The 16,248-nt window shown below is 36.3% G+C and carries 14 protein-coding genes; all 14 read right to left on the bottom strand.

Features of this window, described 5'->3' with window-relative positions; all coding sequences use genetic code 11:
- Positions 1-32: 32 nt before the first annotated feature.
- Complete coding sequence (locus Q2T76_RS07515; protein WP_302084920.1) at positions 33-2,396, bottom strand: endonuclease MutS2; 2,364 nt, start codon at positions 2,394-2,396, stop codon at positions 33-35.
- Between the two features lie 69 nt (positions 2,397-2,465).
- Positions 2,466-2,747 carry a DUF1292 domain-containing protein gene (locus tag Q2T76_RS07510; protein WP_302084919.1) on the bottom strand — a complete coding sequence of 94 codons (282 nt, stop codon included), beginning with the start codon at positions 2,745-2,747 and terminating at the stop codon, positions 2,466-2,468.
- 8 nt (positions 2,748-2,755) lie between these two features.
- Positions 2,756-3,187 (bottom strand): Holliday junction resolvase RuvX, encoded by a 432-nt coding sequence (gene ruvX / locus Q2T76_RS07505; protein ID WP_302084918.1) that lies wholly within the window; start codon positions 3,185-3,187, stop codon positions 2,756-2,758.
- Positions 3,187-3,447 carry an IreB family regulatory phosphoprotein gene (locus tag Q2T76_RS07500; RefSeq protein WP_302084917.1) on the bottom strand — a complete coding sequence of 87 codons (261 nt, stop codon included), beginning with the start codon at positions 3,445-3,447 and terminating at the stop codon, positions 3,187-3,189. Before Q2T76_RS07500 ends, ruvX begins: the two co-directional genes overlap by 1 nt.
- Positions 3,448-3,517: 70 nt before the next feature.
- Complete coding sequence (alaS, locus tag Q2T76_RS07495) at positions 3,518-6,157, bottom strand: alanine--tRNA ligase (protein ID WP_302084916.1); 2,640 nt, start codon at positions 6,155-6,157, stop codon at positions 3,518-3,520.
- A gap of 240 nt (positions 6,158-6,397) precedes the next feature.
- Positions 6,398-7,726: a DEAD/DEAH box helicase gene (locus Q2T76_RS07490; protein WP_302084951.1), complete on the bottom strand. Its 1,329-nt coding sequence runs from the start codon at positions 7,724-7,726 to the stop codon at positions 6,398-6,400.
- Between the two features lie 31 nt (positions 7,727-7,757).
- Entirely contained in the window at positions 7,758-8,702 is a 945-nt protein-coding gene (locus Q2T76_RS07485; RefSeq protein ID WP_302084915.1) for a bifunctional oligoribonuclease/PAP phosphatase NrnA, read from the bottom strand.
- A gap of 1 nt (position 8,703) precedes the next feature.
- Positions 8,704-9,822 carry a DNA polymerase IV gene (gene dinB / locus Q2T76_RS07480; protein ID WP_302084914.1) on the bottom strand — a complete coding sequence of 373 codons (1,119 nt, stop codon included), beginning with the start codon at positions 9,820-9,822 and terminating at the stop codon, positions 8,704-8,706.
- A gap of 18 nt (positions 9,823-9,840) precedes the next feature.
- Positions 9,841-11,310 carry a glucose-6-phosphate dehydrogenase gene (gene zwf, locus Q2T76_RS07475; RefSeq protein WP_302084913.1) on the bottom strand — a complete coding sequence of 490 codons (1,470 nt, stop codon included), beginning with the start codon at positions 11,308-11,310 and terminating at the stop codon, positions 9,841-9,843.
- Between the two features lie 85 nt (positions 11,311-11,395).
- Positions 11,396-11,773, bottom strand: a complete 378-nt coding sequence (gene yajC, locus Q2T76_RS07470) for a preprotein translocase subunit YajC (protein WP_302084912.1) — start codon at positions 11,771-11,773, stop codon at positions 11,396-11,398.
- Between the two features lie 55 nt (positions 11,774-11,828).
- The gene (tgt, locus tag Q2T76_RS07465) at positions 11,829-12,974 is read right to left on the bottom strand and encodes a tRNA guanosine(34) transglycosylase Tgt (protein ID WP_302084911.1); all 1,146 of its coding nucleotides are present in this window, start codon (positions 12,972-12,974) and stop codon (positions 11,829-11,831) included.
- A gap of 114 nt (positions 12,975-13,088) precedes the next feature.
- On the bottom strand, positions 13,089-13,781 hold the full coding sequence (locus Q2T76_RS07460; protein ID WP_302084910.1) for a Crp/Fnr family transcriptional regulator: 693 nt from the start codon (positions 13,779-13,781) through the stop codon (positions 13,089-13,091).
- Between the two features lie 22 nt (positions 13,782-13,803).
- Positions 13,804-15,237 carry an arginine-ornithine antiporter gene (arcD, locus tag Q2T76_RS07455; RefSeq protein WP_302084909.1) on the bottom strand — a complete coding sequence of 478 codons (1,434 nt, stop codon included), beginning with the start codon at positions 15,235-15,237 and terminating at the stop codon, positions 13,804-13,806.
- A 26-nt stretch (positions 15,238-15,263) separates the two neighbouring features.
- Complete coding sequence (gene arcC / locus Q2T76_RS07450; RefSeq protein ID WP_302084908.1) at positions 15,264-16,211, bottom strand: carbamate kinase; 948 nt, start codon at positions 16,209-16,211, stop codon at positions 15,264-15,266.
- Positions 16,212-16,248 lie beyond the last annotated feature (37 nt).

The raw sequence follows: 16,248 nt of genomic DNA, 5'->3' as shown, positions 1-16,248 counted from the left end.
AAAGTATCAATTACTTTATGGTGTTTTTTTATTTATTTAAATTCAACAATTGTTGCACCACTTCCACCAGCCGAATCAGGGGCATATTCGAAGTGTTTCACTTGGCGATGACGTTTCAAATATTCGGTCACACCATTTCTGATTGCTCCGGTTCCTCGTCCGTGAACAATAGTTACTTGTCCATAACCTTGTAAGATTGCTTGATCTAAATACTTATCAAGTGCTTGCATTGCTTCATCGTAACGCATTCCTCGAAGATCTAATTGTCCAGAAGTTGCTTTGGTTGTTTTCTTGAATGTTGAACGAATCTTCTTTGGTTGCTGTTGTTTTTCTGGCGCTTGTTTTTCAAGATCATCTGGATCAACTTTCATTTTTAGAATTCCTAGTTGAACTTCAAACTTGTTATCTTTGGTCTTGGAGAGAACTGTTCCATATTGACCATAGGTTAAGACTTTGACCTCATCACCCGGTTTGATAATTTGTTTCTTCTTAGCTTTTCTCAGAACTTTATTCTTCAATAAAGCCGCATCAGGTCTTAAACTGTTCAAATTACTTTTTGCAGCAATTAATTTATCTTCCTTGACTGTGGCTTTATCCAATTGGAGTTGACGTAAGTCAGCAATGATTTTTTCAGATTTTTTAATTGCTTTAGCAACAACTTCATCCGCTTTTTTATTGGCTTTAACCAATGCATCATCTTGCATTTGGTCAATCTTGGATAGTTTGTTATCCAAGTCTTCTTGCTTCGTTTGATTATTAGCTAAGGTTTGATTTAGTTGTTCATTATTAGCTACAAACTGTTTGCGCTCATCTTCTAATGACTTAATCATATTATTGAGTTCTTGACTCTGGTCATCAATCAAATTACGCGCATCTACAACTACATCCTCATCCAATCCCAATTTCTCGGCGATATCAATCGCATTACTTGAGCCCGGTACCCCTAATAAGAACTTATAGGTTGGTTGTAAAGTTTCTAGGTCAAACTCCATACTTGCATTAATGGTTTCTGAATTTTCATAGGCAAATAGTTTTAGTTCTGGATAATGAGAGGTCACAACAACCGCAGTCTTTTTAGCAATCATCTTCTTCAAAACTGCGATTGCCAAAGCTGCTCCTTCTTGAGGGTCAGTTCCTGCACCTAATTCATCAAATAATACAAGTGACTGACTATTTACTTGTTTGAAAATTTCAATGATGTTGGTGAAGTGTGATGAGAAAGTACTTAGATTTTGTTCAATTGATTGTTCATCACCGATATCGGCAAACACATCTTCATAAATCGCTACTTCACTATTCTCACGAGCAGGAATAAACATCCCTGATTGAGCCATTAACTGTAATAATCCCAATGTCTTAAGCGTTATTGTCTTACCACCAGTATTGGGTCCAGTAATGACGATTACTGAATAATCTTCACCAATTTTAATATCATTAGCGACAACTTTATTCTGGTCAATTAATGGATGCCGTGCTTGTTTTAAATCAACGACTGCATTTTCGTTAATAATTGGTTCTGTGGCTTTAATTTGCTTAGCGTATCGAGCTTTTGCGTTAATCACATCTAATGTTGCCATCAAATCACTATTGAGTCTTAAATCATCAATATATGGCTTAATTAACTCAGAAAGATCCCGTAATATCTTTTGAATTTCATTATTCTCATCAACCCGTTTTTGATTGATATTATTATTTTGCTCAACCACATTAGCCGGCTCAATATATAGCGTTTGTCCTGAAGCACTTTGGTCATGAATGACACCACCAAATTTACCGCGATATTCAGCCTTAACTGGCAAAACAAATCTCTCATCACGCAGAGTAACGATTGCTTCACTCAAGTACTTAGCTGAATCATTACGAGTGTACTTCTCCATAGTTTGTTTAACATTGTCACTCAGCGACTTGATACTGGCTCTGATATTTCCTAATCGAGTTGAAGCAGTATCAAGTACTGCTCCATTTTCGGCAATCGATTGTTTCAAACGTTCATTCAATTCAGGAATCGTTACTAGTTTGTCAAATATTTGGTCAATTCGACGGAATTCAAGGTCTTTTTCTTCATCCAATAAGTTGGCAAAGAATCTTTTCACTTCGACTACATTAACTAATTGCTGAGCGATTAATGATAGTTCGGTACTACTCAAAGTCCCTTCCATCTCTAATCGTTTGAGTGGTTCATTAATATTAGTTAACTTACGAATGGGGATCATCTTATCAAGACGAGTAATTGTAGCTCCATCAAAAGTTTCATCAACTAGTTCTTGAATTTTTGTTTGATCAGTCAGAGGTTTTATTGTTTGAGCTTTGTGACTACCCATTTCGGTAACCGTATAGTTCATAATGTTTTCAGTTATTTTATTAAATTCTAGAGTCTCTAAAATTTTATTATTCATGTCTTGTCCTTTATAAAAAAAGCCAGCCTAACGGCTGACTTTTGACTTACGAATTAAAATGAAGACTAATTATTCTTCGTCATCAATCTCAGTAATTGCTTCAATCACTCCGTCAATCATTTCTAATTCTTCTTCATCTTCAACGGGAATTAATTTTCCGTTGTCTTCATTTTCAGCTTCAAATGAATATGGATAGTAATAAATCTCACCATCTTCATTTTCTTCCATGTCTTCGAGAATGATAAATTCTTTATCGAATTTCTCTGAAGCAGGAATTACAGTAGTTATTTTTAAAGTTTGGGTTGTACCGTCTTCGTTGGTAACTTCTACAAAACGATCTTCTTCTGTCATTTTTTCACCTATTGAGTTAGCTTTCCTTTTGCATCCAAGTAATTCTGCAAAATCATTACAGCGGCTAGTTTATCAATTACTTGTTTTCTTTTTTTACGAGAAACATTTCCTTCATCAATTAACATTCGCTCTGCTTGCACAGTTGTGAGTCGTTCATCAATGAAGTCAATTGGTAAATGAAAGTTATCTTCAATCATTTTTCCATATTCTTGAGATTTGACTGCTCGTTCACCTAAGGAATTATTCATGTTCTTGGGCAATCCTAAGACAATTCCGCCAACTTCATATTGATCAATCAATTCTTTTAATCGATCCAGACCAAAAATGTCCTTATCTTCGTTGATAGGAATTATTTCAACACCTTGAGCAGTCCAACCTAGTAAGTCACTAACAGCAACTCCTACGGTCTTTGAACCAACATCTAGTCCTAATAATCGCATTAGTTATTGTCCTTGCCTAAGTAGCTTTTAACTAGTTCTTCAATGATTTCATCACGTTCGTGTTTCAAAATCAAATTACGAGCATCGTTATTTCTGGGTATGTAAGCAGGATCACCAGATAGTAAATATCCAACTATTTGATTAATTGGATTATATCCTTTTTCTTGAAGCGCCCCATAAACTTTTTCTAACGTGGCATGTACATCTTGATTGTTATTTTCGTTAAATTGAAAACTCATTGTTTTATCTAATGAACTCAAACCAACACACCTCCTTTTACACTTAAACAGATTTTACCTGATTTTGGCAATTTTAACAAATGTTGACCGGCTAAAGTATATCTTTAACAGCGTTAAATGCTTGATCAAATCCATTAGGATTCTTGCCACCGGCTTGGGCCATATCATTTCGACCACCACCGCCACCATCGATAAATGGTGCAATTTTCTTAATAATGTCACCAGCTTTAAGCCCTTGTTCCATAGCTTTTGGCGATACTGCCACAATTAGATTAGCTTTATCTTTTGACTTAGCACCTAAGACTAATAAATCTGAAGCTTGCTTATTCTTCCAATCATCGGCAAGTTTTCTTAATCCATTCATATCATCTACAGGAGCTAATTTAATAATTGTTGAATAACCATTGATTTCAGTCGTTTCATCAAAAATTCCTTGGGCTTGTTGAGAAACAAATTGAGCTTTTAGATTAGCAACATTTCTTTGTTCATCTTTTAAGTCACTCATAACTTGTTGAGCTTTGGCAGGTGTTTCTTTAACTTGAGTTACTTTAAGAGCATCAGCTGTCTGGTTTAATAAAGCAAGACGTTCATTTAAGAATTCATAGGCTTCTTTTGAAGTAACTGCTTCAATTCTTCGAACACCAGCACCTACAGCTGATTCAGATTTAATCTTGAACAATCCTAGTTCGGCAGTGTTCTCAGCGTGAGTTCCACCACATAATTCCATTGAATAATCACCCACTTGAACTACTCGAACAACTGAACCATATTTGTCATCAAAGAGCGCAATTGCACCCATTTTTTTTGCCGAATCTAAGTCGGTTTCAGTCGTTACAACGGGAATTTCTGCCCAAATTTTTTCATTTACAATTTGTTCGATTTCAGCAATTTGTTGTGGAGTAACGGCTTCTAAACTAGCAAAGTCGAAACGAAGATAGTCAGGTTCAACCAATGAACCAGCTTGGTGAGTATGTTCACCCACCACATCTTTAAGTGCTTGATCTAACAAATGAGTAGCTGTGTGATTACGACGAACTTTTTGACGGAACGAAACATCAATCTTAAGTTGATATTTCTCATTCAAATTCAATTCAGTAACCACTTCAACAAAGTGCAAGTTTTGTCCATTTGGTGCATGTTGAACATCTTCAACACGAGCCACTAAATTACCATCTTGATCAAAAATATTACCGTGATCGGCAACTTGCCCACCCATTTCAGCATAAAATGGTGTGCGATCAAAGATTAATTGAGCATTCTTGGCGTTAGTAGCATCTACCAATGTATCATCCACAATAATATCGACTAATTTGGCATCGTCAACTTCATAGTTGTCATGGTAGCCAACGAATTCACTTTCAGTTTTGATACCCATCAATACTTCATCTTGTGAACCCATTGATTGTAAATTACCACGAGCAGCACGTGCACGTTCTTTTTGTTTCTTCATTTCAGCATCAAACTTAGCTCTATCAACCGTGAAGCCTTCATCATGAGCAGCTTCTTCGGTCATTTCGTATGGAAATCCGTACGTATCAAAGAGCTTGAAGGCATCTTCACCAGAAATTTCGGTTTGCTTATTAGCTTTTAGGTCGTCAATTACGCCGTTTAGTAGTTCCAATCCCTCGGTCAAAGTATTAGCAAAACGTTCTTCTTCAGACTTAATAACTTTTTCAATGAAGTCTTGTTGATTATTAATTTCTGGATAATAACTAGCCATAATGTCGCCAACGATTCCGACTAATTGATACAAGAATGAGCCATCAATTCCGAGTTTCTTACCATTCAACACAGCACGTCTGATTAGACGACGGATAACATATCCTCGACCTTCATTTGAAGGAAGTGCTCCATCACCAACAGCAAATGAGACGGTTCTTGCATGATCGGCAATGATTTTGAATGAAATATCATCTTTCTTATCAACGCCGTATTTCTTATGGTCACTTAATTCTTCAACTTTCTTAATCAATGGCATGAATAAGTCAGTTTCGAAGTTAGTTTCAGCTTCTTGAATAACTGAAACTAGACGTTCAAATCCCATGCCCGTATCAATGTTCTTATGAGGTTGTTCAACATATGAACCATCAGGTAAATGGTTTAATTCAGAGAAAACAACATTCCAAACTTCTAAATAACGTTCGTTTTCGCCACCAGGATAGTTCTCAGGATCATCTTCAGAGACATTATTGAACTCTTGACCACGGTCATAGAAAATCTCGGTATCAGGTCCACATGGTCCTTCACCAATATCCCAGAAATTGTCTTCAACTTTGAAAATTCTGGTATCATCTAAGCCAATTACTTCGTGCCAAATACGATATGCTTCAGTATCCTTAGGGTAAACGGTGACATACATTTTGTCAGTATCAAGTCCTATCCATTCATCACTGGTTAAAAATTCCCAAGCCCACTTGATAGCATCTTCTTTGAAATAGTCACCAACTGAAAAGTTTCCGAGCATTTCAAAAAAAGTTTGATGACGAGCTGTCTTACCAACGTTCTCGATATCGTTTGTACGAATACATTTTTGAGCATTAGCAATTCTTGGATTCTTAGGAACTACTGAACCATCAAAATATTTCTTTAAAGTAGCAACTCCTGAATTGATCCACAATAAAGTTGGGTCATCAACCGGAATTAATGAAGCACTTGGTTCGATATCATGATTCTTACTCTTGAAAAAATCTAAGAATGATTGACGAATTTCTGCACTTGTTAGTTTATTCATATTTACCTCCAAAAATAAAAAAAGAGTCCCTGCTTACAAGGACGCCCGTGCGCGGTACCACCCTGTTTGCAACGACTCAGTCGTTTGCCTCTTTAGACAGTTATTTAATTATTATTAACCGGTAGCGTTTCTTCAAATCAACTTAGACATTCACACCAACCATGCCCTCTCTACAAAGCTATTTTGAATAACATATCCAATTAAAAGAATAAGTGTGAGACTAGGAAAAGTCAACATAATTTAATACGTTTGATTATCTTGTTTTTTCTTCTTCCGTAATGCTCGTTGCTCTTGGCGCATGGCAATTTTCTTATTCTTACGTTTTTCTTCCGAAATAGCGTTCTTAATCTTCTTCTTGTAACCTGGTTTTCTCTTGACCTTTTGTTTCTTAACCAAGCCACGCATTGAAGTAGATAATTTTTCGGTAGTTGCTGATCTTTGCTGACGACGATTTCTTTGGTAAGTATCTTTAATACCATTTTTAGTAATCTCTTTAGGTTGGAACTTAATTCCCATTTTTTCTAAAGCAGCAAGTTTTGCTTCGTCACTTGTATCATAAAGTGTAATCGCAATTCCGGAAAGTTTGTTACGACCTGTACGTCCTGAACGATGAATGAAGAATTCAAGATTCTCAGGAATTTCGGCATTAACAACGTGAGAAATTCCATTAATATCAATTCCCCGAGCAGCCAAATCGGTTGCCACAACATATTGATACTCCATATTCTCAATACGTTTCATTGTTCGCTTACGTTCACGAGGTGTTAGTCCACCATGGATTCGGGCAACTTTTAATCCTTGATGAACTAAATAGTCATAAATATTATCAACTTCGGTTTTTGTGTTAGCAAAAATCAAAGCCAAGAATGGTTGTCCAACCGTCAATATCTGATAAATCATCTGATGTTTATCTTGTCCACGACTGGAAATCAACCAATTTTCTACATTCTCACTAACTACATCTGGATTATCAATCACGATAAACTTAGGTTGTGTTAGATATTTCTTCAAGAATGGTTGAAGTTTCTCAGGAATAGTAGCTGAGAAAACTAGAATTTGTAAATCATCATTCATGAAACTTGCTAGTTCGTTCACGTCATCTAAGAAGCCCATATCTAAAGTCATGTCTGCTTCATCAATGACTAGGACTTTGGTTTCATCAACTCTAAGATGCTTGTTTTTAATTAAATCAAGCAACCTTCCTGGAGTTCCAATTGCTACTTCAGGTTGAGAATTAGCCAGTTTTTGTTCTTGGCGTTGTTTATCAGTTCCACCGACATAGTTGCTGACAGAAAAATCGTCGTTCTTAGCAATCTGAGTGGTGTCATCATAAATTTGATATGCCAACTCACGACTAGGTGAAGTAATGACAACTTGATTGTCTTTACTGTGCTCTAGCCGATCAAAAATAGGTAATAAGTAGGCATGAGTCTTACCACTACCTGTTTGCGATTGCACAACTAAATCATGTCCCTTACGAACTAAAGGAATGACTTTTTCTTGGACTGGCGTTGCTTCTTGAAAATGTATTTCGGTTAGGGATTGATTAATAAAATCTTTGAATCCCATTGATTTGAAGGCTGTAGCCACATTAATTCTCCTATTTATAATTTTTAACGACTTCGATTAATTCTGAAACGATGGTCTGAACTTCTTGTTCATCAGCTGCGTTAGCTCCACTAGCCAACATATGTCCACCACCATCGTGTTTCATTGCCAAGGTGTTAATCACTGGTCCTTTAGAACGATAATGAATTCTAAAACCAGTTTCTGGAGCTTGTTTCTCAACTGCAATTACCCAAGAAACAACTCCTTTTAAACGACCTGGTGTAGAAACAACAGCATGTGCTTGTTCGGTAGTTACACCTAGTTTCTGCAAGTCTGCTTGTGTAATAATTGCCCAAGCAGCGCCACTATCATCGATTTGTAAGTAATCGTAGACACTACTTTGAAGTTTTGCTTGTTGCAAAGTTACTTCACTTAGTCTTTGATTAATTCTTGGCAAATCTGCCTTGAGTTCCATTAAGTGACTGGCAATCGCAAAAGTATGGGCGGAGGTTGAATCATACATGAATCTTCCTGTATCACCAACAATTCCAGCATAGATGGCATTTGCAACCTCTTCGTCAATTACAAAATTCCAAGATTGCAACAAGTCAAACATAATTTCTGAACATGATGAGGCGTGTTCTAAGACATAACGTAAATCGCCATATTGGTCATTATCAGGATGATGATCTATTTTAATTAAGAAATCACCTTTATCATAATCTTCACCACTGATTCTTGGTGTGTTGGCTGTATCAACTACAATCACCAATGAGCCTTGATAATCTTCTTCAGTAACGTTGTCCATTTCGGATAACCAATTCAAGTCACCAACTGAATTACCAGCCATCAAGATTGTTTTATTAGGAAAAGTTTTGCGTAGGGATAGCGCTATAGCCCTTTGCGATCCCAATGCATCTGGGTCAGGATTAGCATGACGATGGACAATAATCTTGTCGTATTTTTCAATTGTTGTTTTTATTTCTTCTGTAATCATATTATTCCTCAAATAGTTTCAACGGTAATTCTTCAAAACCGAACTCATCGATTGTAGTTACCGTAACACCAACCAATCTTAATTGGAAGTTCTCAAGCCCTAATTCATCAAATAATTCTTGAGCCGTATTATAAATTTCTTGTTCACTATGCAAATAATTATTAAGGGTTTTTCGCTTAGAGACTGTTTCAAAATCGGTTGTTCTTATTTTAATAACCACGGTCTTACCTTGAAGATTGTGGTTAGAAAGAATTTGATAGACCTGTTTGCTCAATTGACTCATCTGATGATAAACTTCTTCATCTTTAATCAAAGGTTTGTTATAGGTTTGTTCTTTCCCAACGGACTTTCTAACTCGATTGGCTTCAACTGCACTGTTGTCCATTCCATGGCAATGCTGGTACATGATGTAACCCCATTTACCAAATCGATCTAAGAAGATGTCTTGGCCTAGATTCTGGAGGTCCTTACCGGTATAAACACCCATGTCATGCAGTTTTGACTGCATATTCTTACCGATACCGTTGAACTTTTCAATAGGAATTTCACTTAAAAAATCAACAGCATGCTCAGGTAATACCAGCGTTCGCCCAAAAGGTTTAGCATAGTCAGATGCCATTTTGGCAAGGAACTTATTATACGAGATTCCAATGGAACAGGTCAACCGCGTTTCTTTATAAATTCGTGATTGAATATACTGCATCACTTTGATAGCACTATCTTGTTTCAGCTTATTATCGGTGATATCTAGATAAGCTTCATCCAATGCCACGGATTGATAAATATCGGTCACATCTTTGAAAATATCATGAATTTGATCCGAAACTTGACGATATAAAGAGAAGTTAGGATCAGTAAAAACTAGCTCTGACTTAGGAATTAATTCAACCGCCTTTTGTGAAGGCATAGCGGAGTTAACTCCGTATTTACGAGCATTGTAATTTGCGGTGGTAATTACCCCATGGTTATTGTTCTTTCTAGGATCATGAGCAATCACTAAAGCTTTTTGCTTGAACTCAGGATGTTCCCGCTCTTCTACTGAAGCATAAAAAGCATCCATGTCAACATGTAAAATTTTGCGATTAGTATTTACCACTACTGGAATTTTAACTAAGCTCATGGACACTCTCCGTCACTTCTAACCTTGCCAGAACCAACTATTACCATCTTTGGATAATAACTCATCAGCATCCTTAGGCCCAACCGAGCCAGAACGATAATTAGGAAAACTAATTGGTGTCTCGTCCCATTTTTGACGAATAACATCAATATACTTCCAAGTACTTAACAATTCGTCCCAATGAGTAAAGTTAGTCTGATCACCATCAAGAACGTTAATTAATAGGCGTTCGTAAGCTTCAGGAACTTGGTCTAATTGGGCATTGGTATGCTTGTAGGCCATATCAAAAGCTGTGGTTTCAAAATTCATTCCCACTTTAGTTCCATTCATTAATAATTCATAACCTTGGTCGGGTTCAATGATAATTGAGAAAACATTTTCTTTAATTGCATCAGTATCAAGAGTTGGGAAGATGTTTTTAACTTCTTTTTTGAAGACAATATCAATTCTCGTACTCTTCTCAGGCATACGTTTACCTGTTCTAACATAGAATGGAACGCCTTTGAAAGTATCGTTATCAAACATCACTTTACCAGCAACATAAGTTTCGGTTTCTGAATCAGGATCAATATTCAAACCTTCACGATATGAAATTTGCGTTTGATTTTGATTAGTTCCATATTGGCCACGCACAAAATTAGCATCAACTTCATCAGGAGTTAACATCTTCAAGCTAGCAAACAATGCTTTCTTTGATTCATGGACTTTTTGTGAAGTGAATTCATTAGGTTTTTCCATGGTCAATTGCGCCAAGATTTGCATGATATGATTTTGAACCATATCCCTCAAGGCACCAGTACCATCATAGTAACCACCACGTTCTTCAACTCCTAAGGATTCGGCAAGTGTCACTTGCACATTAGAAATATAGTCCTTGTTCCAAATAGTTTCAAAAACCGGATTATTGAAGCGGAGCACTGGAATATTTTGAACCATTTCTTTACCTAAGTAATGGTCGATTCGATAGATTTGTTGTTCATCAAAAGTCTGAGAAATCTCGTCATTCAAGGCTTTTGCCGACTCAAAATCATGTCCAAATGGTTTTTCAATAACCAATCGATTGAAGCCGTTTTTGGTCATCAAATCTTCTGATTTAATATGACCTGCCACGGTTCCAAATAGCGATGGGGCAATGGCCATGTAATAAACACGATTATCTTCTAATTCATATTGATCATTGAGCTTTTGGGCTAGTTTCTTAAGAATTATATAGTGTTCAGAGTCATTAACATCATGTGATTGATAATAAAAATGCCCGATAAATTCATCGACAGTTTTTTCATCTTCACAGAACTTCTTCAATGATTCCTTAACGGTATCTCTAAAAAAGTCGTCACTCCAGTCTCTTCTAGCAGTTCCGATTACGGCAAACTTCTCGTTGATATAACCATTACGGTACAAGTTAAATAATGCTGGATATAGTTTTCGATGAGCTAAGTCACCTGAACCACCGAAAATAATAAATAAAGTTGGATTTTCTACTTTCATTCTAATCAACGTTCCTTTAATTAATTACTTTAATTCTTTTACATTATAACGGACTTAAGGCTAGAAAAAAAACGTTCGGAAACGTTTATTTTTCTGCTTTTGCTTCTGTTTCAGTTTTTGCTTCTTTTTCTTCTTCTTTTGGCTCTTCAACTTTTTCTGCAGCCTTTGTTTCTGTTGCAGCAGGAGCACTTGTATCAGTTGCAGTAGCCTTTGTTGTTGTTCTAATTGCACCAAGGTCAAAAGTTAAAAATACGCCATCGGCATCGATAACGATTTCTCTTGTGTCATTGTCGATTTCATCGACAGTTCCTTTTAAACCACCAATAGTAACAACTTTGTCACCTTTTTGCATTTCTTTAAGCATGTTAGCACGTTGTTGTTGTTGTTTCTTTTGTGGACGGAACATTAAGAAATACATAACCGCAAACAATCCAGCCATCATTAGAATCAATGTGTAATTCATTTAAACACCTCTAAATTTTTATTTACTTATAATTGTACTACATTAAGCCGAAAAACTAAAAGTTTTTGGCGTTTTTATCATTAAATCCGTACTCTTCAAAAAATGCTTCTCTGAATTCCAGCAAGTTGTCATCTTTAATTGCTTGACGAACTTTTTTCATTACATCTAACAAGAAATATAAATTATGATAACTAGTTAAATGAAGTCCGAATAATTCATCGCTCTTCAATAGATGACGAATATAAGCACGAGTGTAGTTACGACAAGCATAACAATTACAATTCTCATCAATTGGACGGAAGTCCTTAGCATATTCAGCGTTCTTAACCACTAGACGCCCCTTGGAAGTCATACAAGTTCCATTACGAGCAATTCTAGTTGGCAAGACACAATCAAACATATCAACTCCACGAATTACTCCATCAATCAAGGAATCAGCCGTTCCTACCCCCATTAAATAATGGGGTTTGTTCTCAGGTAGCATTGGCACTGTGAAGTCTAAGACACGGTTCATTTCATCTTTAGACTCACCAACCGAAAGTCCGCCAATTGAATAGCCAGGAAAATCTAGGGAGACCAAATCTTTAGCGGACTGTTTTCGAAGGTCTTCAAATCCGGCTCCCTGGACAATTCCAAATAGTCCTTGACGGTCAGGATTTTGATGAGCTTCTAACCCACGAGCAGCCCACCGAGTAGTACGTTCAATTGATTTTTTGACATATTCATAGCTTTCAAAATATGGCGGACACTCGTCCAAACTCATCATGATATCTGGTCCAAGATCGTTTTGAATTTGAATGGCTTTTTCTGGTGAAAGGAATAATTTTCGTCCATCCAAATGACTCTTGAAGTGAACTCCCTCTTCAGTAATATTACGAGTATCTGCTAAAGAGAATACTTGAAAGCCACCAGAATCGGTCAAAATTCCTTTATCCCAATTCATGAACTTATGAAGGCCACCAGCTTCTTTAACAATCTGTTCTCCAGGACGTAACCAAAGATGGTAGGTGTTGGAAAGAATTATTGAAGCACCCATCTCGTCTAATTCTTCAGGAGCCATTGTTTTCACAGAAGCTAATGTTCCCACTGGCATAAAAATTGGTGTTTCAAAAGTTCCATGCGGAGTTTCTAAAAGTCCCAGTCTAGCACCGGTGTGCTTTTCTTTTTTTAGTAAAGTGTATTTAATAGGTGAATCAGTCATTATTTACTTCACTTTCTTTGCATTTTATTCTCGATTAATTCTATCAGAAAAGAGCGTGAAAGAATACGCTTAAAAACTGAGCACTAAAGAAAAAAGCCATCAAACGATGACTTTTTATAACTTACTAAACTTTTTATTGAAGACAAATCGTTTATGGTCATAGCTAATATATTTTTCATTAACTAGATTCTTAATTATTTGTCCAGTTGTTTCTCGCGTGGTTCCACTAAAGGTGGCCACTTCTTGAATCGTAATTGGATAAGGAATTGATATTTTTTGATTCTTATCAGCACATCCCAAATTCTCGGAAAAAATCTTTAGAGCATGAATTACTCTCTTTTGAGCACTTGAGGTAACCATTTGTTGAATATTATTCTCGGTTTCACTAATAATCGAAGCCATTTCTTGAATGACCTTCATCATCATTGTTGAATTCTTAAGGAGTAAGTTTTCAAATGTTGCCATTGGAAAATGAATGATTTCAATGTCGGTCATTGCTTGTGCCGAGTAAGGATAGTACATATCTTTGAACATACCACGATATGGAAAAGCCAGATTTTCTCTGATATAGGTATAAAAGATAAAATCTCCGGTCTCATCGGTACGTTCGCCGCGCACTAACCCTTTTTTGACAAAGTAAAATCGATTACGTTCATCCGCTTGATCAAATAATACTTGCCCCTTTTTGAAGTTCTTTACCTTCATGTTGTTCATTAAGATATTCATTTCTTCATGAGAAAATTCTGAAAACTCAGGTCGAGTTTTTAAAAATTCAATATATTTGGGATATTCCTTTGAGCTAAGCATATCTCCTCCTTGGTAAATGGACTTATACTGATATGTTACCAGTCATAATCATAATCAATCCAGCGATTGCTCCTACTGTAATTATACCAGTAATTATCCATTCTCCCTTAGATAAGAATTCTTTTTCTCCTTTTTCTTTTCTAGCTCTTCCGTAGAAGTAAATTCCAGGAATATAAGCTATTAGACAAAGAAGTAAGTAATTAATTCCAGCCATGAATAGTCCAAATAGTTGGAATGCAAGGGCGATGATACCAATTAGTAATTGAGTTTTGCTTCCTTTTTCACTGATGTGATCGTATGAATATTTGATTTGATAAAGTCCGATAAAGATATAACAAACCAAGATTACAGCCGTACATAGTGAAAGAGCAAAGTTATATGCACTCTCTGTGAATAGAAGAGTGATCAAGAAGATTTGAATAAGAATAGCAGTCAATACTAATGAGAATGTTGGTGCTTTGAACTTATTCAATTTACCAAATGATTTTGGAAGTAATTTTTGTTGAGCCATTAATGAAGTAGTTTCTGATGGAAGCATAGTCCATGACAACCATGATCCAAGAATTGAGATAATCATTCCGACACCGATTACCCAACCACCCCATGGGCCAACCATCTTAACAAAGATGTAAAGCATAGCAGGTTGTTTGATGTTTGCTAGTTGAGCTTGGGTCAAAATTCCGTATGGTAATACAGAAGCAAAGATGTAGATAACTAGTAAACTCAAAAGACCAATGATAGTAGCTTTTCCGGCTTCGGATTTCTTCTCAGCACGAGCTGAAAGCATTGAAGCACCTTCAACACCAACGAATACCCACATCATAACCATTAAACAACCTTTAATTTGGTTCATAACGGAGCCGTTAGTATTGTGCATTACGTTTGAGCTGAGGTTACCCCAGAAGTCTTGCGTAAATACTCCACCTTTAAACATTGCAATTCCAACAACAATGAATACAAATAGTGGAACTAACTTACAAACAGTAACAATTGCATTAATAAAGGCGGCACTTTCGATACCACGATTAACAATATATGTTAATCCCCAGGAGAAAATACTTGCGACGATAATCGACGGAATATTTTGTCCGGTCTTAAAGATTGGGAAGAAGTATCCGATAGCACTCATAAGAATTGTTGCAAAGGCAACGTTTCCTAGCCATGCGGATAACCAATATCCCCAGCCACTAATGAAGCCAGCGAAAGGACCAAATTGTTTCTCAGGATAAGCGAATATCCCTTCCATTTCTGGTTCTTTAATTAATAAATTGTTCATCGAAAGAGCTAGCATCAAAATACCAATTCCTACGACAACCCAACCTATTAAAACCGGTCCTGGTGCTGAAGCGGCTGCTAAATCAGAAGTTAGTCCGAATACTCCACTACCAATTGAGGAACTGACAACTAAGGCAATAAGAGCAAATAAACCAATTTTCTTTACAGGGGTTTCTGACATTTTTATCACTCCAATCTATTTATAAATTAACCTTTAGTAACAATCGTACCTGCATCATTTGCAAGTAGGTTTTTAACATTGTCCAATGAAGTAATAATTGCTTTACTGTCTGGACGATTATTAACATATTTGATAGCTGCTTGAATCTTTGGAAGCATACTTCCTTTAGCGAATTGATCTTCATCAATATATTTCTCAAGTTCAGCCACTGTTACATTGTCCAATTTCTTTTGGTCTGGTTTATTGAAGTTAACATAAACATTTTCAACAGCAGTCAAGATGATAAACATATCTGCTTCAACTAATTCGGCAACTTTTTCTGATGCGAAGTCTTTATCAATAACAGCTTCGACACCAACTAATTTATTGCCGTCTTCAACTACAGGAACACCACCACCACCAGCTGAAATAGTAATAACATTTGATTCAACTAATTGTTTGATGATGTTTGCTTCCTTAATACCAGTAGGAATTGGTGAAGCCACAACACGACGATATCCACGGCCAGAATCTTCAACGAATTTAGCATCGGGATTTTGTGATTGTTGTTTTTCCATTTCTTCTTTTGTATAGAAAGGTCCAATTGGTTTGGTTGGATTTTCGAATCCAGGATCTTTTGCATCAACAATTGTTTGTGTAACGATTGTTGCTACATCAAGATCAATTCCTTCTTGCTTAAGTGCTTCGTTAAAAGCATTTTGCATCCAATAACCAATTTCTCCTTGTGACATTGCTCCAGCAGTATCTAAAGGCATTGCTGGTGTTTGTTCTGAGTCGGAATTAGCTTGTTGAATTAAGATATTTCCAACTTGTGGTCCGTTTCCGTGAGAAATGATTAATTGATCACCATTTTTAACAAATTTGATTAATTGATTAACTGTATCTTTAACAGCTTTTTTTTGTGCATCTGCGGTAGCATCTTTTGAAAGAATTGCATTTCCACCTAGAGCAACTACGATTTTTCTATGAGCCATTTTATTCTCTCCTTCTTAAAAAATAAGGGGCCGGGAC

This window comes from Lactobacillus sp. YT155 (assembly GCF_030504545.1).
GTDB lineage: Bacteria > Bacillota > Bacilli > Lactobacillales > Lactobacillaceae > BQUT01.
This window is presented reverse-complemented; position numbering and strand designations above follow the sequence as displayed.